Source organism: Nocardia sp. NPDC055002 (assembly GCF_053608825.1).
The window spans coordinates 539,922-558,773 of the sequence record NZ_JBSGWE010000004.1 but is presented as its reverse complement, the minus strand read 5'-3'; the positions used below and the strand labels follow the sequence as shown (position 1 = coordinate 558,773).

At 67.6% G+C, this 18,852-nt stretch carries 21 protein-coding genes; 11 read left to right on the top strand and 10 right to left on the bottom strand.

What is annotated here, in order from left to right; translation table 11 throughout:
• Positions 1-84: 84 nt before the first annotated feature.
• The 6 genes from ACWF99_RS19380 (at position 85) to ACWF99_RS19355 (ending at position 4,241) form a co-directional block, all read left to right on the top strand.
• Positions 85-645, top strand: a complete 561-nt coding sequence (locus tag ACWF99_RS19380; protein ID WP_378637775.1) for a tetratricopeptide repeat protein — start codon at positions 85-87, stop codon at positions 643-645.
• A gap of 340 nt (positions 646-985) precedes the next feature.
• Entirely contained in the window at positions 986-1,333 is a 348-nt protein-coding gene (locus ACWF99_RS19375) for a hypothetical protein (RefSeq protein WP_378637778.1), read from the top strand.
• On the top strand, positions 1,330-2,262 hold the full coding sequence (locus ACWF99_RS19370; protein ID WP_452537022.1) for a hypothetical protein: 933 nt from the start codon (positions 1,330-1,332) through the stop codon (positions 2,260-2,262). Before ACWF99_RS19375 ends, ACWF99_RS19370 begins: the two co-directional genes overlap by 4 nt.
• Positions 2,259-2,735 (top strand): roadblock/LC7 domain-containing protein, encoded by a 477-nt coding sequence (locus tag ACWF99_RS19365; RefSeq protein ID WP_378637783.1) that lies wholly within the window; start codon positions 2,259-2,261, stop codon positions 2,733-2,735. Before ACWF99_RS19370 ends, ACWF99_RS19365 begins: the two co-directional genes overlap by 4 nt.
• A gap of 10 nt (positions 2,736-2,745) precedes the next feature.
• A complete protein-coding gene (locus ACWF99_RS19360) occupies positions 2,746-3,117 on the top strand; it encodes a hypothetical protein (RefSeq protein WP_378653460.1) in 372 nt (123 codons plus the stop codon).
• A 224-nt stretch (positions 3,118-3,341) separates the two neighbouring features.
• Positions 3,342-4,241, top strand: a complete 900-nt coding sequence (locus tag ACWF99_RS19355) for a cutinase family protein (RefSeq protein WP_378637789.1) — start codon at positions 3,342-3,344, stop codon at positions 4,239-4,241.
• Positions 4,242-4,308: 67 nt separating this feature from the next.
• Here ACWF99_RS19355 and ACWF99_RS19350 read toward each other — a convergent pair whose 3' ends face one another.
• The 3 genes from ACWF99_RS19350 to lysX all read right to left on the bottom strand — a co-directional run bounded on the left by ACWF99_RS19350 (position 4,309) and on the right by lysX (position 8,847).
• Entirely contained in the window at positions 4,309-4,929 is a 621-nt protein-coding gene (locus tag ACWF99_RS19350; RefSeq protein WP_378637792.1) for a histidine phosphatase family protein, read from the bottom strand.
• Between the two features lie 159 nt (positions 4,930-5,088).
• Entirely contained in the window at positions 5,089-5,406 is a 318-nt protein-coding gene (locus ACWF99_RS19345) for a hypothetical protein (protein WP_378653455.1), read from the bottom strand.
• Between the two features lie 162 nt (positions 5,407-5,568).
• Complete coding sequence (gene lysX / locus ACWF99_RS19340) at positions 5,569-8,847, bottom strand: bifunctional lysylphosphatidylglycerol synthetase/lysine--tRNA ligase LysX (protein ID WP_452537163.1); 3,279 nt, start codon at positions 8,845-8,847, stop codon at positions 5,569-5,571.
• A 151-nt stretch (positions 8,848-8,998) separates the two neighbouring features.
• Between lysX and ACWF99_RS19335 the strand changes: the two genes are divergently transcribed.
• Positions 8,999-9,220, top strand: a complete 222-nt coding sequence (locus ACWF99_RS19335) for an RNA-binding S4 domain-containing protein (RefSeq protein ID WP_378637798.1) — start codon at positions 8,999-9,001, stop codon at positions 9,218-9,220.
• Between the two features lie 22 nt (positions 9,221-9,242).
• Here the strand turns inward: ACWF99_RS19335 and rraA are convergent, their stop codons facing one another.
• The 7 genes from rraA to ACWF99_RS19300 all read right to left on the bottom strand — a co-directional run bounded on the left by rraA (position 9,243) and on the right by ACWF99_RS19300 (position 13,681).
• Positions 9,243-9,731, bottom strand: a complete 489-nt coding sequence (gene rraA, locus ACWF99_RS19330) for a ribonuclease E activity regulator RraA (protein WP_378637800.1) — start codon at positions 9,729-9,731, stop codon at positions 9,243-9,245.
• A 46-nt stretch (positions 9,732-9,777) separates the two neighbouring features.
• A complete protein-coding gene (locus ACWF99_RS19325; RefSeq protein WP_378637803.1) occupies positions 9,778-10,233 on the bottom strand; it encodes an SRPBCC family protein in 456 nt (151 codons plus the stop codon).
• Between the two features lie 65 nt (positions 10,234-10,298).
• On the bottom strand, positions 10,299-11,243 hold the full coding sequence (locus ACWF99_RS19320) for a CopD family protein (RefSeq protein WP_452537021.1): 945 nt from the start codon (positions 11,241-11,243) through the stop codon (positions 10,299-10,301).
• Positions 11,244-11,249: 6 nt separating this feature from the next.
• Positions 11,250-11,774, bottom strand: a complete 525-nt coding sequence (locus tag ACWF99_RS19315) for a copper resistance CopC family protein (RefSeq protein WP_378638097.1) — start codon at positions 11,772-11,774, stop codon at positions 11,250-11,252.
• The gene (locus tag ACWF99_RS19310) at positions 11,774-12,424 is read right to left on the bottom strand and encodes a YcnI family copper-binding membrane protein (RefSeq protein WP_452537020.1); all 651 of its coding nucleotides are present in this window, start codon (positions 12,422-12,424) and stop codon (positions 11,774-11,776) included. The genes ACWF99_RS19315 and ACWF99_RS19310 overlap by 1 nt, the downstream gene beginning before the upstream one ends.
• A 41-nt stretch (positions 12,425-12,465) precedes the next feature.
• Positions 12,466-12,999, bottom strand: a complete 534-nt coding sequence (locus tag ACWF99_RS19305) for a hypothetical protein (RefSeq protein WP_452537019.1) — start codon at positions 12,997-12,999, stop codon at positions 12,466-12,468.
• A gap of 7 nt (positions 13,000-13,006) precedes the next feature.
• Positions 13,007-13,681 (bottom strand): DUF6474 family protein, encoded by a 675-nt coding sequence (locus ACWF99_RS19300; RefSeq protein WP_378653445.1) that lies wholly within the window; start codon positions 13,679-13,681, stop codon positions 13,007-13,009.
• Positions 13,682-13,851: 170 nt separating this feature from the next.
• Here ACWF99_RS19300 and ACWF99_RS19295 point away from each other — a divergent pair, with 170 nt between their 5' ends.
• From ACWF99_RS19295 to ACWF99_RS19280, 4 genes are all read left to right on the top strand, one after another.
• The gene (locus tag ACWF99_RS19295) at positions 13,852-15,504 is read left to right on the top strand and encodes a TM0106 family RecB-like putative nuclease (protein WP_452537162.1); all 1,653 of its coding nucleotides are present in this window, start codon (positions 13,852-13,854) and stop codon (positions 15,502-15,504) included.
• Between the two features lie 13 nt (positions 15,505-15,517).
• Positions 15,518-17,479, top strand: coding sequence for a molecular chaperone HtpG (htpG, locus tag ACWF99_RS19290; protein ID WP_452537018.1), 1,962 nt, complete (start codon positions 15,518-15,520; stop codon positions 17,477-17,479).
• Between the two features lie 101 nt (positions 17,480-17,580).
• On the top strand, positions 17,581-18,030 hold the full coding sequence (locus ACWF99_RS19285; protein ID WP_378637822.1) for a GNAT family N-acetyltransferase: 450 nt from the start codon (positions 17,581-17,583) through the stop codon (positions 18,028-18,030).
• Between the two features lie 8 nt (positions 18,031-18,038).
• Entirely contained in the window at positions 18,039-18,845 is an 807-nt protein-coding gene (locus tag ACWF99_RS19280) for a class I SAM-dependent methyltransferase (RefSeq protein ID WP_452537017.1), read from the top strand.
• Positions 18,846-18,852 lie beyond the last annotated feature (7 nt).

Sequence of the window (18,852 nt, the reverse complement as noted above, 5' to 3'; positions counted from 1 at the left end):
GAGATCCGAGGGGGAGCTGTGCCGTTGCCGCCGGAAGCGTTGGCGAACCTTCGCCGCGCCGCAGAGCGTGGTGACGGTACCGCCATGCACAATCTCGCTCACTTCTACCACGACCACAGCGATTTCGAAGCCGCCGAGTACTGGTTCCGGCGCGCCGCCGCCGCGGGGCACACGCGCTCTATGAACAACCTGGCCGTGTTGCTCGACCAGTTCGGTGAACTCGACGAGGCCGAGTCCTGGTACCGCCGTGCGGCTGCCGCGGGCAATGCCAACGCCATGTTCAATCTGGCCACCATGCTCTACCAGTGCGGTGACCGCCGGGACGCCGAGACCTGGTACCACCACGCCGCGATGGCGGGCCATGTCGACGCCATGTACAACCTCGCGCGCCTCTTCGAGGATCAGGACCGCCTCGACGACGCCGAAGCCTGGTTCGGCGAGGCCGCCGACCACGGCGACATCGACGCTGTGAACAACCTCGGCATCCTGCTGTGCCACCGCGGCGCCACCACCGAGGCCCGTCGCTGCTTCCGTCGCGCGGCCGATCTCGGCCACCCCCGAGCCATGGCCAACCTCGCCGCCCTGCTGGAATCCCAAGGCGCCCACCGCGAAGCGGAAACCTGGTACCGCCGCGCCGCCGGCTGATCGCACACTCCGAGCACATCGTTGGGGGACCGGTGTGCGGGTAGGTCGGCGAGGTCTGCGAAGACACAATTTTCGATGTTTACGCGAAGATCGCTGGCGGATGGAATAGGCGAGTGATCACCGGTTATAGCGGTCCGCAGCGAATGGGCGCCGAAGTTACTCAAAAGTATTGATACCGAGCGGTTTTCCAGCAACCATCAGCAAACATATTGTGCGGCAGCAATTTTCCGGCGTTCGAGATGCGAGGAATAGCGGAGGGGTATAACGTCTCGTCTCGATCAATAGTCGATGACGGTTCGGGGGCTCGGTGAATTCTCTTGATGGGTGTCTGAAACGCATCATGGATATTCCCGGGGCGCGCAGTGTGACGCTGGTGGACGGGGCGAGCGGGTTGGCCGTCGCCGGTGCGGGCGAGCGCCGAGGCGTCGACGAGCACGAGGACGCGGCGGGGACCACCGATGTGGTGCGGGCCGCGCTCGCGTGTCCTGCCCTCGGGAGCTCCGACGACGACCTCACCGAGATCGTGGTGTGCCGGACCAGGGGATTTCACCTCCTTCACCTGGTCGACGGCGATTTCGACGGCAGGTTGTTCATGCATGTCGTCTTCGACGGCGACACCGGCAATCTCGGGATGGCCCGCTATCAGCTCAGGTCGGCACTGGAAGAATTGACGGGCGGGGATCGATGAGTGTCGCGCTCGCCGATGAATTGCATCGGCTCGGCGAAGAAGGCTCGACCGGAGTATTGCGCGCAGGCGACGGCGAATTCCACTTGGTGCGTGGCACTATCGCCTCGGTCGGCTGCGGGCGAACCATCGGCCTCGACAGATTGGTAGTCGAAGCGGGCGTAGCAACGGCGGAGGATTGGCGTCGCGCCGGTGCGGGCGACCCGGGTCCGCTGCTGGACCAGCCACAACTGGAAACCCTCGCACTGCTGTCGGTGTTCGACGCCGCCTATTTTTTGCTGGCCTCCGCGGGTGAGCCGGAATTCCGTCCGACAACCGAACACTGGCTGGCGCCGGTCTGCCACATCGCACCCCGCGCGCTTGTTCACGAATGCGAACGCCGCACCGACAACGAGTACGGCCCGTGGACCGCCGACCTCGTCACCCTGGTTCCGGTGGTCCCGGCCCGCCGGATCAAGCGGAACCAGGTGGTACTCACCGGAAGTCAGGCCGAAGTCCTCGCCGCCGCCGACACCCGCCGCAGCATCGCCGACATCGCCCGCGACCTGGGCCGCACCACCTACGGCTGCCTCGTCGCGGTCCGCGATCTGACCACAGCGGGCCTGATCGAAGCGCCGGAACCCGTCTCGATCGAACAACCACAGCGCGGGCGCCACCTCGCCCTCGCACCGGACCCGGCCGACCACCGGAGCTCGACTCGGTCGGCAACAACCGTGCCCACGCTGCCCCGACGTGTTCCGGGCAGCGCGGGACCGACCCGCCTCCAGCAGGAGACGGGTGCACGACAGGGCAGGCACGCGATCGACGAGGAAGCGACCGCGACCGCCCGACACCGCGGAAAACCGGCCGGCGCAGCGGAACCCGAACGCTGGCAGCAGGTCGACCGCGAAACACTCATCCGGCTCAGGGCGGCGTTGGAGGAGCTTGCGTGACCGTGCGGAAGAAGCTGCTCGGTGAATGGAGGGGAAGGTTGACCAAGGTGGCGATGACCACGCCCGAACCCAGGGTGCCCGAACACACAGCGCCCCAGAACTACCCGGCTGTGCAGGCCGAACTGCAGTCGTTGCGCGAACGGCTACCTCAGCTCACCGGGTCGCTGGTGGCCTCCAGCGACGGGCTGCTCATCGAGCACGACCTCCCCGCCCATCTCGAACCCGCCGGCCTGGCCGCGCTGTCGGCCGCGCAGTTGTCGCTGTCGTACCGGCTGGCGAACACCGCGCACGGCGGCGGGTTCAGCGAGGTCGTCGTGCACGGCACCGAGGGGCAGGTGGTGATCTACGCCGCCGGGCGCACCTCGCTGACCGTGCTCGCCGGACCCGAAGTGAATGTCGGCCGGCTCCACCTGGAGTCGCGACCGGTAGCTCGCGCGATCGCCGGCCATCTGGCGGCGGCGCACAACGATTGAAAGGCACAACATGTCGAATATGGATCTGGCTCTGAAGGACATGATGGTGATCGAGGGCGCGATCGGCGCCGCGATCGTCGACTACAGCAGTGGCATGGCCCTCGGAATGCTCAGCAGCACCAAGTCGCTCGACCTGCAGGTCGCCGCTGCGGGCAACACCGAGGTGGTGCGGGCGAAGATGCGCACCATCGAGCAGCTCGGCCTCAACGAGGAGATCGAGGACATCCTCATCACCCTGGGCACGCAGTACCACCTGATCCGCCCGATGACGGGGCGCAAGTCCAAAGGGCTGTTCCTCTACCTCGCCCTCGATCGCGGCCGGGCCAATCTGGCGCTGGCGCGGCACAAGCTCAAGGGCATCGAAGAAGACCTGGAGGTGTGAGTTTCGTGAACGGGGGGCGTGTCGGCGGTGACGTGCCGCCGGCATCCCATCACTCCGGTGCGTGGCCCTGCTCGATCCGCCGGTGTTTCCGGCCATAAAATCGAGAGGTCGTGTGGCACGGGATGGCTCGTACGCCTATTGTGATTCGCGGCGAGGTCTGGGGCCACAACGTCAGTATTCGGGGTTTGCTCTCACATCGACGAGCAAGGGTGAACTGGAGCGGTATGCAGTTGAAGAAGGTTGTCGCGGCTCTGGGAGCGTCCGCGGCGATGATGTCCGGAATTGTTGTCGGCAGCACGAGCGCGAGCGCGGCGCCCGCCTGCCCGAGTCTTTATGTCGTCGCCATTCCCGGCACCTGGGAAACCGGCCACGAGAAGGCCCCCGGCCCCGGCATGCTCGCCGGCGTCACCAACGGCCTACCGAGAAACACCGACGTCGACTACGTCACCTACGCCGCGACCGCGTTCCCCTGGGAGGGCGATGTCTACGGCAACTCCAAGAAGCAGGCGGTCGACGCCGCCCGCGGGCTGATCAGCGAGAAGCTGGCCTCCTGCGGCAACACCAAGGCCGCGATCGTCGGCTACAGCCAGGGTGCCGACGCCGCAGGCGATCTGGCCGCCGAGATCGGCACGGGCATCAGCCCGATCCCGCAGGACCGGGTCGCCGCTGTCGGCCTCATCTCCGATCCCCGTCGTTCGCCGACCGATATCCAGGTCGGCCCGCACGCCGCGGGCGCCGGTGCCGGTGGCGCTCGGCCGGGTGGTTTCGGTTGGCTGAGCGACCGCACCCGCACGATCTGCGCGGTCGACGATCTGTACTGCGCGACCGCTACCGACGACTTCGTGACGCGGTTCGCCGGCTTCCTCGCCCAGAGCTCGGACGCGAACCCGGCCAACCTGTGGCGCTACCAGCTCGAGGCCGGGGCGATCGTCAGCGACCTGATGTCGTTCGGCGGCATCCCGACGCTGGGGGCGCAGCTGACGGACGCGGCCAACCAGAAGCGGGCCAAGGACCTGGAGCAGTTCTACCGCTCGCAGGCGCACACGCTGTACGGCAGCTACTCGGTGGGTGGCGGGCAGACCGCTATCACCTGGATGCACAACTGGATCGCTCAGCAGGCCTGAGTCGTTCGCGCAGAGCCCGGTATCGCTTCGGCGGTGCCGGGCTCTTTCGTATGTCCGCGACCGCGGATCAGGGTGTGGTTCGCGACAGGGCCCTGGGGAGCAGGTTCCAGACGTGGCCGTTTTCGTTGATGGTTGCGGCGGTGCGGGTGCCGGTGCGGGAGTAGAGGATTCGGGTGATCGAGCAGTAGTCGATCGGAAAGGTGAGGGGGCGGGGGAGAGCGAGGATGTCGGCCAGGAGGACGTTGATGACGCCGCCGTGGGCGAAGGCTACGACGGTGTCGCCGGGAGCTGTGGTGGCGACCAGGGTTTCGACGGCGGTGAGGACTCGCGTGGTGAAGGCGGGGCCGTCGATCTGGTCGGGGAGGTGGCCCGCCTTGATGCGGGCGTAGGCGTCGGCGAATTCGGTTTTCGCGTCTTCGATCGGGATGTAGGCGGGCAGGTCGCGGTCGTATTCGGCGAGGTCGTCGATGACGTCGACCGGTAGGTCGCGGGCGGTCGCGGTGGGGAGCGCGGTGTCGCGGGCGCGGCGCTGCGGGCTGCTGACGATGCGAGCGATGTCGTGGGGTGCGAGCGCGGCGGGGACGCGTTCGGCTTGGAGCTTGCCGATGTCGGTGAGGCCGGGGTCGGCGGCGGTGGTGTCGCCGACCACGCGTTCGGGTTGGGCATGACGCACGAGTATCAGCTGCACGATCAACACTCTGCCCTATTCGCCGGGGACCAGGGCTGCGGGTCGATCTCCTCGCGGCCGGCGATGTCGGAGAGCCCTTGGCGAACGGGTGGTCGTTCGAGGACTCGCGGGGATCCCTCGTCATCGACGGAGGGTATCGCCGCGAGTCCTCCGGTCAGGTCAGGACTGGCCGTAGGGCGGCTGGCCGTAGGGGGGCTGACCACCCTGCGGGCCGTTGTACGGCGGCTGACCACCGTTGTACGGCGGCTGGTCGCCCTTCTTCTTGTTCTTGAGCAGGAAGATGCCGCCGACGATGAGCACCACGATGATCAGGCAGCAGATGCCGCCGATGATCAGGCCGGAGCTGTTCTTCTTTTTCTTCTTGGCCGCGAGTTCCATCGCGGTGTTGACTGCGTCCGAACTCGCCAGGGTGTCGAAGCTGCTGGTGAGCATGTGCGGATCGACGAGTGCGGCTGTGGTCAGCAAGTCCAGATACATGAAATCCCATCCCGATGTGTTGGTGGCCCGACATCCTCCCGGTGCCGGAACTCCGAGAGTAACGGTCTCACTGTGGCTTTCGGTTGGAAAGCCTCGCAAGCGCCACACAGAGCATGTGTTGATCGCGAACGCGCCGCGATCCGTATACACCTGTACCCGATTTCACCGTGGTTTCACCAAGGGGAAGGGCAGCGTCTCACGGATGCTGCGTCCGGTGATCAGCATGACCACCCGGTCGACGCCCATCCCGAGTCCGCCGGTGGGCGGCATCGCGTGTTCGAGCGCGGTCAGGAAGTCCTCGTCGAGTTCCATCGCCTCGGGATCGCCACCGGCGGCCAGCATCGACTGCTCGGTGAGCCTGCGCCGCTGGTCCACCGGGTCGGTGAGTTCGCTGTAGGCCGTGCCCAGCTCGACGCCCCAGGCCACCAGATCCCAGCGCTCGGCCACCCCCTCGATGCTGCGGTGCGAGCGGGTGAGCGGGGAGACCGAGGTGGGGAAGTCCAGGTAGAAGGTGGGGTAGGTGGTCTGCGATTCCACCAGGTGCTCGTACATCTCCAGCACCACTTGGCCCGCGTCCCAACCGTGTTGGTAGGCCACGCCCGCTTCGTCGCACAGCTCGCGCAGCCGGGCCAGCTCGGTACGCGCGGTCACCTCGGTGCCGATCGCCTCGGAGACCGCGCCGTGCACGGTCTTCACCCGCCACTCGCCGGAGATGTCGACAGTGTCGAAGCCGCCGTCGTCGTTGGGCCGCAACGCCACCTCGGCACCGTTGGCGGCCATCGCCGCATGCTGGATCAGCCTGCGACACAGGTGCATCATCTGCTGATAATCGCTGTGCGCCTCATAGGCTTCCAGGATCGTGAACTCGGGATTGTGGCTGAAGTCGACGCCTTCGTTGCGGAAGGTGCGGCCGATCTCGAACACCTTCTCCATGCCACCGACGCACAGCCGTTTGAGGTAGAGCTCGGGGGCGATGCGCAGGTACAGGTCGAGGTCGTAGGCGTTGATGTGGGTGCGGAACGGAGTGGCGTTGGCGCCGCCGTGCACCTGTTGCAGGATCGGCGTCTCCACCTCGAGAAAGCCCCAGACGTGGAGCGAATCGCGCAGCGAGTGCAGGACCGCGCTGCGCTTGGCCATCACCTCGCGGGCCTCGGGGTTGATCGCCATGTCCACATAGCGCTGCCGGACCTTGGCTTCCTGATCGGCCAGCCCACGCCACTTGTCGGGCAGCGGATGCAGGCATTTGCCGTTCATCCGCCAGTCCTGCGCGAGCAGTGACAGCTCACCGTTGCGGCTGGCGCCGATCTGCCCGCTCACCTCGATGAGATCGCCCAGGTCGAAGAATTCGGTGAACTCGTCGCTGCGATCGGCGCCCACCCGTTCGCGATCGATCACCAGCTGGATCTCCCCGGTCCAATCGCGGACCAGCGCGAAGATCACGCCGCCGTAGTCGCGAATCCGCAAGAGCCTGCCCGCGATACGCACGGTGGTGCCCTTGGGGCAGCGTCTGGCCTCGGCGATGTCGTGGGTCGGCGGGTAGGCGACCGGATAGGCATCGATGCCCGAAGCGGTGAGCCGGTCGAGTTTGTCCAGGCGCACCCGCACCTGTTCGGGCCTGCGTGGACCCTGTTCGGCGTCGGCGCCCTCCGGTGCGTCCGGTGCGCTGCCGTCGGCGTGCAGGCCGGTGACCGTCGCGGGGACCGCGGCCTTCGTGCCGGTGTGCACGCCCGCGTCGGGCGCCTTGCCGATGCGCGGCAGGAACCCTTCGGCCAGCCCGCTCGCCGTGGCCACCCGCGGCAACTGCCTGCGTTCCTCGAACAGGAAGAACCGTGGCACCCAGCGCGGGTGATATTTCACGTTCGACCGGTACAGCGCCTCGAGCTGCCACCAGCGCGAGAAGAACAGCAGCACTCCGCGCCAGGCCCGCAGGATCGGACCGGCGCCGATCCGGCCGCCTTCCTCGAACACCGATCGGAACACCGCGAAGTTCAGCGACACCTTGGTGATGCCGTACTGGTCGGAGTTCAGGGCGAGCTGCGAGATCATCAGCTCCATCACGCCGTTCGGGCTCTGCGGGTCGCGCCGCATCAGTTCCAGCGAGACGCCGGTGCGCCCCCACGGGACCAGCGAGAGCATGCCGTGCACGCGGTCGTCGTGGTCCACCGCTTCGACCAGCAGGCAGTCGCCGTCGAGTGGGTCGCCGAGGCGGCCCAGCGCCATCGAGAAGCCGCGCTCGGTCTCGGTATCGCGCCAGGCGTCCGCCCGCGCGACGATCTCGGCGAACTCGGCGGCGGGGATGTCGCGGTGCCTGCGGATCCGCACCTCGAGGCCGTTCTTGCGCAACCGGTTCGCGGCCTGACGCACCTGCTTCATCTCCGGGCCCGCCAGCGAGAACGTGCGGGTGTCGAGGATCGCCTCGTCACCCAGCCGCAGCGCCGACAGGCCCGCCTTGCGGTACGCGGTGGCGCCGAGTTCGCCGGCGCCCATCACCGCCGGCTGCCAGCCGAACCGGTCGGCCTGCTCGAGCCACGCCTGAATCGCCTGTGGCCACGCCTGTTTCGGGCCGATCGGATCACCACTGGCCAGGCACACACCCAGCTCGACGCGATAGGTGATCGCCGCCTTGCCGTTCGGCGCGAACACCACCGCCTTGTCGCGACGGGTCGCGAAGTAGCCGAGTGAGTCCTCGACATCGCTGCTCGCGAGCAGGCCGCGGATCGCCGACTCGTCCAGCGCGGTCATCGCGTTGTCGGCGCGCTGCGAACGCAACAGCACGACCACCGCGGCCAGCAGCGCGAGCGCGCCGAACAGGCCGAGCAGGAAGTTCACCCAGGCTCGCGGATGCCCGTCGAAATGCTCGTTGTTCACCAGCACGGCGGCGGTGACTCGATACACCGCCCACAGCGGACGCTGCACACCCGCGGGCAGCGAACCGGGGAACAGTTCGACCAGGCCCCAGCCGAGCAGGCAGCCGAGCGCGAGCCCGGACACCAGCACGCCCAGCGCCTTCCACAGCGCGCCGGGCCGAACCCGGGTGTAGAACTCCTTACGCGCGGCCAGCAGTATCGCGATGACCACCATATGCACGACGAAGGCGACCAGCGCGTCCACATCGTCGTCAGCGAAGAAGTCCAGGATGTTCGCTATCGCGTACAGCAGCAGGTACACGACCAGCAGCCACCAGGCGATCCGCTTGCGGGCCGCGGTCGCCCCGGCGAGCAGGCCGACGATCAACGCCCACACGAGGCTGGTGTCGGGGGCATCGAAATAGTAGGTGTCCACGTAGTGCCGCGGCACCTGCGTGAGGATCCGCAGGCTGGGCGAAACACTCCACAAGAACAGCAGCACGGCGAACACACCGAGGGCCAATCCGGCGATGTGCGGTACCTCGGACAACTTGCCGTGCGCGCGATGGGGCACCGGCGTGCGGTCCTCGACGATGGGGTGCTGCTCGGCCTGCGTGGGAGTCACCGATCCAGTGTGCGTCCAATCGAGCCGGATCCGGGTGGCGGTGGCTGCGGCGTGTTCGTCACCACCCGCGACGCCGGGGCCGGTGGCGACCGGTTTCGCGCGACCGGGTAAGTATTAGCGCATGTCGGAACCAGTTGATGTGCCGATCGATGACGTTGTCATCCGGCTCGGGCAATTCCTGAAACTGGCCAACCTGATCGATTCGGGTTCCGAGGCCAAGACGGTGATCGCGCAGGGCTTGGTGCGCGTCAACGACGAAGTGGAGCTACGCCGCGGCAGGCAACTGCAGATCGGCGACATCGTGATCCTCGCCGGAAACAAGGTACGGGTGTCCGAGGGCTGATCCTCGAACACCCGCGTCGCCCTCAGTCCTCGGCGCGAACGACCACGCCGTCGGAGTCGCTGTAGAGCATCTCGCCCGGCACGAAGGTGATGCCGCCGAACTCGACGGGCACGTCTTGCTCGCCGCTGCCGGTCTGGGTGCTCTTGCGCGGATTGGTGCCCAGCGCCTTCACCCCGATGTCGAGGGTGCGCAGGATCGCGGAGTCGCGCACGGCGCCGTTCACGATCACGCCCGCCCAGCCGTTGTCCACGCCACGGCCGGCGATGATGTCGCCCACCAGCGCGGTGTGCACGCTCGCGCCGCCGTCGACGACGAGCACCTTGCCCTCGCCCGGCCCGCTCAGCGTCTGCTTGACCAGCAGGTTGTCCTGGAAGCAGCGGATCGTGGTGATCCGGCCCGAGAATTCGGCGCGGCCGCCGAACTGGATGAACTGCGTATCGCAGCTACGGATCTCGGGGCCGATCTCGTCGGCCAGATCGGCGGTGGCCACAACATTCGCTGATTCGGTCATGGATCAGATTGTGTCAGGCCCGCCCGGCCGCGCCATTCGTAGGCTCTCAGACCTGCTCGCTGTGTGATTTCTCGATCTCGCGAATGAGCGCGTCGGTGGTGTGCTGAACCGCGATCTTCACGAACGGCTCGATCGTCTTGCTGAGCATCTTGCCCGTGATGCCGCCGCCGACGGAGAAATCGATGTCCGCGTCCACTGTGCACGCGATGTCACCCTTGGGGATGAACCTGAAGGTCGCGACGATCTCGATGCCCTTGATCGACTTGGTGGCGATCAAGCGGCCCTCTTCCCAGCCGACGACCTCGACACGCGAGGTCAGCGACGCGGGGCCCAGCTTCATCTTCCCGTCGAACGTCGCGCCGAGGCCGTCGGTCTGCGCGGTGAGGGGTGTGAAGGATTCGATGCCGTACCAGAACTTCGGCAGATTGCGGTAGTCGTTCATGAACGCGAACGCCGCTTCGGCGGGCGCGGCGCAATCTTCGGCAATCCTCACTTCGGTCATACCGGCCACTCTAATCGGTGGAATCGGCGTCGAACGGCACTCGGCGCCGAACGTGATCGAGGTGACTACCCGGTCACCGCCAGCGTCGCTGCCAGGCCGAATGCCACCGCCATCACCAGTACCTCGGTCGCCGCATTGCGCAGGGAGACCTCGGCGGTCACTCGGTGGTCGGCGGCCTTGCGGACCCAGGATCGACGCCACCACCAGCCCAGCGCGACGAGCGCGCACAGGATGATGAGCTTCGCGAGCAGAATCCGTCCGTAGCCGCTGGTCAGCAGCGAGGTGACGCCGCCGAGGCGGACCAGGCCGTTGATCAGGCCGGTGACCGCGACGACAACGACCAGGGGCGCGGCGAGCCGCGAGTAGTGCGGCAGCGTCGCGGCCCATTCGCCCCGGGTGCGCAGCACCAGGACCATCGCGAGCAGCAGGCCGAGCCACAAGGCGGCGGCGAGTGCGTGGACCGCCGCGAGTACCGAGCCGAACATCTGCTGGGACATGTGCCCGGTGATCGGCCGCAGCGACAGCGCGACCGCCGCGAACACGAGCACCAGATCCGCCGACGCGGTGTCGGGTCTGCGGAAGGCCAGTGCCGAGTAGCAGGCGATCGCGCCGGTGCAGAACAGGATCGCGATCCCGATCTGGCCGCCGCTGAGCCTGCCGAGGAAGGTGATGAAATCGCCCGCGTCGAGCTGGGTCACGGGCACGCCGACGATCTCGGCGGCCTCACACACCAGCACGGTGAACTCGGCGGCGAACCAGACACCGGCCAGCGCGGCCAGCGGTCGCCAGGTGACCGCCAGCCGGTCGTTGAGCCGGGGCAGCGCGGCGAGGCCGATCACGGCCGCCCCCACGCCATCGGCGAGCACGCGCGCGAACGCCACCCACGCGAACCCGCCGGAGCTGCGCAATATCCAGGCCAGCACCACCCCGAGCAGCGCGGCGACAACGACCGGCACCAGGACACGCCACTGCCGCAGCACGGCACCGGGCACCCGGCGACCGGTCGTCATCGTCGACTACTTCTTGCGGCCGGACCGGCCGCCGAGCAACGCCACCGCGAGGCCGGCACCGAACAGCACCACGCCACCGGCGATGAACACCCACACGGGCACACCGCCGTCGCCGCCGTCGTCGGCCGTGTCCTCACCCGGGCGGGCGCCCGGCGTGCCGGTGCCGGCCTTGCTCAGCGTGAAAGTCCTCGTGCCGCTCACGGGATGACCGTCGGCCGAGGTGACCCGGAACGCGATCGTGTACTCGCCGACCGGCCCCAGCTCACCCAGTTCCACACTCACACTGCGTCCTTCGACCAGCGCCTTGCCCTTCGACCACAGCCTGCCATCCGGCCCGACCACGGTCAGCGACGGAAAGTTCTGCTGCAGTTCCTCGTTGAAGGTGACGCTGGCCCGTGCCGGTCCGACCTCGACGGTCGAACCGTTCTCGGGCACGCTGCTCACCGCGCCGGAATGCGCACTCGCGGTGCCTGCCGCCGCGAAAGCGCAGGCGAACAGCACCGCGAGCAGGCCGACGAGCATCTTGCGCATCACGACCGCCGGGAGCGAAAGACGAGGCCGAGGCCGAGCGCGGCGGTGAACAGGCCGAGAGCCAGGCCGATGCCACCCATCCAGCGTGCGACATCGTCGGTCTCCGACTGGGTCGATTCACCGGAGGCGACCTGGTGATCGCCGCCCTCGGCGCCGCCCTTCGCGGTCAGCGTGATGGTCGGCGCGGGGTGCTCGGGCTCGGCGCCGCCGGTGCTCGGCTGGTCCCAGGCCACGACCTTGCCGTCGCTGTAGGTCTGCTGGGTCGGGAAGTTCACGGTGTCCTGCGTCGGCAGCGGGCCGAGCGAGAGCACGAACCGCTGGAACTGGCCGGGTCCGATACCGGGATTACCCGGATCGGCGGACCACGCCACGGCTACCGTCTCGCCCTTGTCGTTGCGCTCGACCTTCGACGTCCAGCCCGGCATCGGCTCGGTCCGAACACTTTTCAGGTTCGGCACGGTGACCCGCAGCGCGGTGGTGGACGCGGTATCGGATTCGGTCGGCACCTTGAAGGTGGCGACGGTGTACTTGCCTTGGGCGGCGCCCGGAGCGTCGACGGTGACGTGCGCGGCCGCCGAACCGCAGGCAGCGAGGACCAGGCCCGCCGCGAGAGCGACGGTGCCGGTGCCGCGGGTGATGAAGTTGTGCATGGAATGCCTTGTCGTCCGAAGAATTCTGAGGTGGTCGCGAATCAGGCGAACAACGGCGGTGCGCGCGGACATCGCGCACCCCTCGGACGAGCCCCGCGCGCGACGGCGAGCGGGCCGAACCAGCGAACGGCCGGGTGGACAACAGCGAAGGGACTGCCGAGTACCGCCCGAATCACGCTCGACGCAACAAGATACAGCCGCTCGGCGACGAGGATCAGTGCGGCACAGGCACACGCTGCCACCAGGTGCGCGGCGATCATCGACAGGCTCGGCAGATGCAGTAGCCCGTGATGGTCGAGTGTCGCCGACAGCGCGAAGTGCCCGGCCCACTGACCACCGATCAACGCGGTGGCCGTGCGCGTCGTCGCGGCCTGCGCGAATCGGGACGAGTGCCCGCGTGGCCCGGTGCCATGGGCGAACATCCCGGCGGCCAGCGAAACCAGCAGCAGCAGTGCGATTTCCGACGACCGCGGCACCCCGCCGCCGCCTGTCCCGTGGGCGGCCACCGCCAGCCCGCCCACGAGTACGCCGCAGCCACCACCGCGTAAGCGGGAGGTGAGCTGCGGCGTTGTCACGACAGAATCAGCGGACGCCGAGGCGGGCGAGCACGTCGTTCTCCAGCACGGACAGCTCGGCCGAGATCGACGCGTGCACGGCCTTGCGACGCGCGGCCGGCATCTGCTCGGCCGTGCGCACGGCCACGTTCAGATCGGCCATGCGCGAGCGGGCCGCTTCGACGAACTTCGTGGTGTCGGCATCGCCTGCCTTGTCGGCGGCGATCTTGTCGAGGGCTTCCTCGGTATTGGTGATGCGGGCCTGCAGGCGCGCACCGTGGCCGCTGAACTCGCTCAGCTGGTCCATGCCGATACCGAGCTGCTGGGCCTTGCGCGCGTCGAGCTGCCCGCGCACCATCGTCGCGCCGCGATAGGCCAGCGGGGCCAGTACGGGGATCAGCACCCGGGCCACGCCGATGTACTTGCGGATCTGGCTCGCGCTGAACAGTTCGCGATCGGCCTTCGCGGCCGCCTTCTGCGCGGCCTTCTCCTCGGCCTGCAGGGTCGCGATCTGCGCCTTGGCCACCTTGTCGGCCGTGCGTGCCTGAGCCTTGGCCGCGCGCCGGGTGACGCGCTCGCCCGCCTTGGCCGCCTTGCGCTCGTTCTTGGCGCTCAGCTTCGCCTCCACCGCGGCTTTGTGCTTGAGTGCTTTCGCCTCAGCGCGTCGGCTCGGCCGCCGCTTCCGCTTGCTGAACAACCCCATGGGATCAGGCCCTCCGTCATGCTCGCCAAGTCATGAGGCAGGACCGCCTGCAAGCGGCCTGCCGTTCTTCGTAGCGTAGTGGGATCAGGGTAGCGATTGGGCATTGTGTCGGGGGTAAGGCCCATACTGCTTGCGTGCGTGCAGCCGAGGACGACTTCGACGGCGGGCCGGTGCGTAGCCCGGTCCCCGCTTCCGCTGCGGATTTCCGCACCGCCTTCCTGGACGCGCGTTCACTGATCGGATGCAGGCATCGCCTGCGCCTCGATGCCGAGAATCCGGGCGTGCTCGCCGAGGTCCGCGAGGATCCGGGCGTGCAGCAGCGGCGCGACGCCGCCACCGCCCATCGCATCAAGGTGCGCGACGAACTGGTCGCGGCCGCCCCCGCCGACTGGGTGGTGATCGACCCGGACCTGCGTGGCGCCGCCAAGGCCGCGGCGACGATGGCCGCGATCGAGGCGGGCGCCCCGCGCATCTGGGGCGGGCTGCTGCCCCAGGAAGCCGATACCGGGCGACGCGGCGGTGTCGAGATCCTGCTGCGCGACGACGACCGTGGCGGCTATATCCCGATCATCGTGGTCAACCACAAGGTCACCGACCCGCGCAGGCCCGACCCGGCCGATTTCCACCCGCTGACCTCGGACCTGTTCCGCTGGCAGCCCCGCCGCGACAAACACGTGAAACTGCGCCCGCAGCCGCGCGACCAGCAGCGCCTCGCCCACCTGTACCGCATGTTGCAGCGCTACGGAATGGCCAGCCCCGCCCTGATCGGCGGCGCGATCGGCCTGGTCAGCGATCGCATCCTGGTGCACGATCTGACGAACGTGCTGGCCGATTACGACCAGCGCTACGCCGACCGGATCGCGGTGGTGCGCGGCGAACTGCCGACCCAACCGTCGAAGGTGCCCGAATGCAGGCAGTGCCCGTGGTGGTTGCGCGGGCCCGACCCGCAGCAGTCCGGCACAGCTGAACCCAGTTGTGAGGCCACGCTGGCGCAGATGCGGGATGTGAGCCTGGTCGCGCCGGGTTCGCGGGCTGATGTGCTGCGCCTGCACGGGATCGAAACGGTCGACGAACTGGCCGCCTGGGAGGGCGACGATCCCGACGACTGGCAGCACGGACCGTTCGCCGAAACCGTCGTCACCGCCCGCGCCTGGATCGACGGCGCCCCGCTGGTGCGCCGGTTCGAGCAGGTCAGCGTGCGTCGGGCCGATGTGGAGATCGACGTCGACCTGGAGAGTTACCAGGAAGACGGCGCCTACCTGTGGGGCACCCTGCTCGACGACGTCTACCGCCCGTTCGTCACCTGGGATCCGCTGCCCACCGAGGACGAGGGCCGCTCGTTCGGTGAGTTCTGGACCTGGCTGATGGAGCGGCGCGCCGAAGCCCACGCCCAGGGCAAAACCTTTGCGGCCTACTGCTATTCGCGAACCGCCGAGGACAAGTGGCTCTACGAATCGGCCCGCCGGTTCGCCGGCCGCCCCGGCGTGCCGACCCACGAGGAAGTGCGCGCGTTCGTCGACTCCAAGGAATGGGTCGACATGTTCCAGGCCGTCACCGAGCAGTTCATCTGCCCGAACGGCAAGGGGCTCAAGAAGATCGCGCCGGTCGCCGGGTTCGGCTGGCGTGATCCGGAAGCGGGCGGCGAGGCATCGATGGGCTGGTACCGCCGTGCCGTCGGCTACGACGATGCCATCGACATGTCACAGCGCACCCGGCTGTTCGTCTACAACGAAGACGATGTCCGCGCCACCCAGGTGCTGCGCGATTGGATGTCGACGCGGGCCGTAGACGAGGTTCCCTCACTGGCCGATTTCGGTCGGTAATACCATCGGGGGCGTGACTGAGCAGCACGTCGAAACCCTCGAGTTCCAGGCCGAGACCCACCAGCTCCTCGAGCTGATGATCCACTCGGTCTACTCCAACAAAGACACCTTCCTGCGGGAGCTGATCTCGAACGCTTCCGATGCGCTGGACAAGCTCAAACTTGCCGCTTACCAGGACAAAGACCTGGGCGCAGACACCTCCGACCTGCACATCGAGCTGGAGGTCGACCAGGACAAGCGAGTCCTGACCGTCCGCGACAACGGCATCGGCATGTCCCGCGCCGAAGTGATCGACCTGATCGGTACCCTCGCAAAATCCGGCACCGCCGACCTGCGCCGCAAGCTCACCGAGGCCAAGTCCGACGCCGCCGCCGAGGAGCTGATCGGCCAGTTCGGCATCGGCTTCTACTCCACCTTCATGGTCGCCGACAAGGTCGTCCTCACCACCCGCAAGGCGGGCGAGACCGAAGGCACCCGCTGGGAAGCCGCCGCGGGCAGCTCCACCTACTCCATCGACACCGTCGCCGACGCACCGCAGGGCACCTCGGTGACCCTCGAGCTCAAACCCGCCGACGAAGACGATCACCTGTTCGATTACACGCAGGAATGGAAGCTGCGCGAGATCGTCCGCAAGTACTCCGACTTCATCGCCTGGCCGATCCGCATGCAGGTCGAGCGCACGGTGACCGAGGGCGAAGGCGAGGACAAGGTCGAGAAGACCATCGTCGAGGACCAGATCCTCAACTCGCAGAAGGCGTTGTGGACGCGGCCGCGCAGCGAGGTGAGCGACGAGGAGTACAAGGAGTTCTACCACCACGTCAGCCACGCCTGGGATGAGCCGCTCGAGATCATCCCGATGAAGGCCGAAGGCACCTTCGAATACCAAGCGCTGCTGTTCATTCCGTCGATCGCGCCGTTCGACCTGTTCACCCGTGAGCACAAGCGCGGTGTGCAGCTCTACGTGCGTCGCGTGTTCATCATGGACAACTGCGAAGAACTGATGCCGGAGTACCTGCGTTTCGTCAAGGGCGTCGTCGACGCCCAGGACCTCTCGCTCAATGTCTCCCGCGAGATCCTGCAGCAGGACCGCCAGATCCAGATGATCCGCAAGCGCCTGGTGAAGAAGGTGCTGTCCACGGTCAAGGACATGCAGGGCGCCGAGGATCAGACCAAGTACCAGACGTTCTGGACGCAGTTCGGCCGAGTCCTCAAGGAGGGTTTGCTCTCCGATACCGACAACCGCGAAACCCTGCTCACCGTCTCGTCTTTCGCCTCCACCGCCTCCGAATCCGAGCTCACCACGCTCGCGCAGTACGTGGAGCGGATGAAGGACGGGCAGGACTCGATCTACTACATGACCGGCGAAAGCCGTGCGCAGGTGGAGAATTCGCCGCACCTGGAAGCCTTCACGGCCAAGGGGCGCGAGGTGCTGATCCTCACCGATCCGGTCGACGAGATGTGGGTCGGTTCGGTACCGGAATTCCAGGGCAAGACGTTCCAGTCCATCGCCAAGGGCGAGGTCGACCTGGAAACCGAGGACGAGAAGAAGGAAACCGAAGCCCTGCGCGAACAGCAGGACAAGGACTTCGGTGACCTGCTCACCTGGCTCGGCGGCACGCTGACCGACGTCGCCAAGGAAGTCCGCCTCACCAACCGTCTCACCACCTCGCCCGCCTGCCTGGTCGGTGACGTCTACGACTTCACCCCCATGCTCGAGCGCATGTACCGCGCCTCGGGCCAGGCCCTGCCGGAGTCCAAGCGCATCCTCGAGCTCAACCCGACCCACCCCCTGGTGACGGGCCTGCGCGACGCCTACGACGCCCGCAAGTCCGACGCGGACGAGGGCAAGGTCCCCGAACTCGCCGAAACCGCCGAGCTCCTCTACGGCACGGCGGTTCTCGCCGAGGGCGGCGAACTCAAAGACCCCGCCCGCTTCGCCCAGCTGCTGACCGAACGCCTGACCCGCACCGTCTGATCTGCGAAATCCTGAACTGCCCGCTGCCGTTTCGGTGGCGGGCAGTTTTGTTCACCGGCAATTCTGGTGCTGGGCGGGCACATCAGGGTCACCATGGAGTGATGGTGGGGCACGAGATTCGTCGCGCAAGACCCGACGACTACGACAGCATCATCGGCGTGGTCGACAACTGGTGGGGGAGAGCGGCCGTCCACAACCTTCCCCGCATGTTCCTCGACCACTTCCATCGCACCAGCCTGATCGCCTCCGACGACAACGGAATCTCCGGTTTCCTGGTGGGTTTCGGCTCACCCTCCGACCCCTACACCGCCTACATCCACTTCGTCGCCGTCCGCCCGGACGCCCGCAAAGCAGGCCTGGGCAGAACCCTCTACGAAGCGTTCTTCACCATCGCCCGCTCCGACAACCGCACCACCGTCACCGCGATAACCTCGCCCGCCAATTACACCTCGATCGACTTCCACCGCAGCCTCGGTTTCGCGGTCGCCGGTCCCGTCCCGGACTACAACGGCCCCGGCCGTGCCTTGATCACCTTCTCCCGCCCGGTATGAATGTTGTTATGTCAGAACAGTTGTCCTCCGATGTTCGTCCGTGGGACCTCGTCGCCGAGGGATATGCAGAGACCGGTGCGACCGTGCTCGCGCCCTTCGCCGCGCACGCACTCGAATACGTCACTCTCAGCTCGGAATCGGAGATCGTCGACGTCGCGGCGGGTACCGGGTTGCTGAGCATCGCCGCGGCCGAGCTCGGCGCCCGGGTGCAGGCCATCGATCTCTCGCCGTCGATGATCGACCAGCTGGTCGCGGCGGCCGCCGACCACCCCACGATCACCGCGCAGGTCGGCGACGGACAGACCCTGCCCTACGAAGACAACCGATTCGACGCGGGCTTCTCCCTGTTCGGGCTGATGTTCTTCCCCGACCGGCCCGCGGGCTTCGCCGAGCTGTGCCGGGTCCTGCGTCCCGGCGGCACCGCGGTGGTCGCCGCCTGGGCACCCGCGGCCGAATCCTCCCTGATGCGAGCGTTGTTCGGCGCGCTGACCGCAGCGGACCCGACGGCCACACTCCCGCAGCCGGATTCGCGCAGCCTCCAGAATCCCAGAGTGTTCGACGCGGAGATGCGCGCGGCGGGCCTGCTCGACGTGCGGATCCAGCAGCACACCGCCGAACTCCGCTACCCGGACGCCACCGCCCTGTGGGAATCGGTGTCCCGCAGCAGCGCGCCGCTGGCTGTCGTGAGAGACGAAGTGGGCGAGCAGGAATGGCAGCGCCGCAGCGAAGCGGCCATCGCCCACCTCACCGTCACCTACCGCCCGAACACCCCGCTGCGCACCACCGCCCTCTTCGGCATCGGTACCGCACCCTGAGACGCCG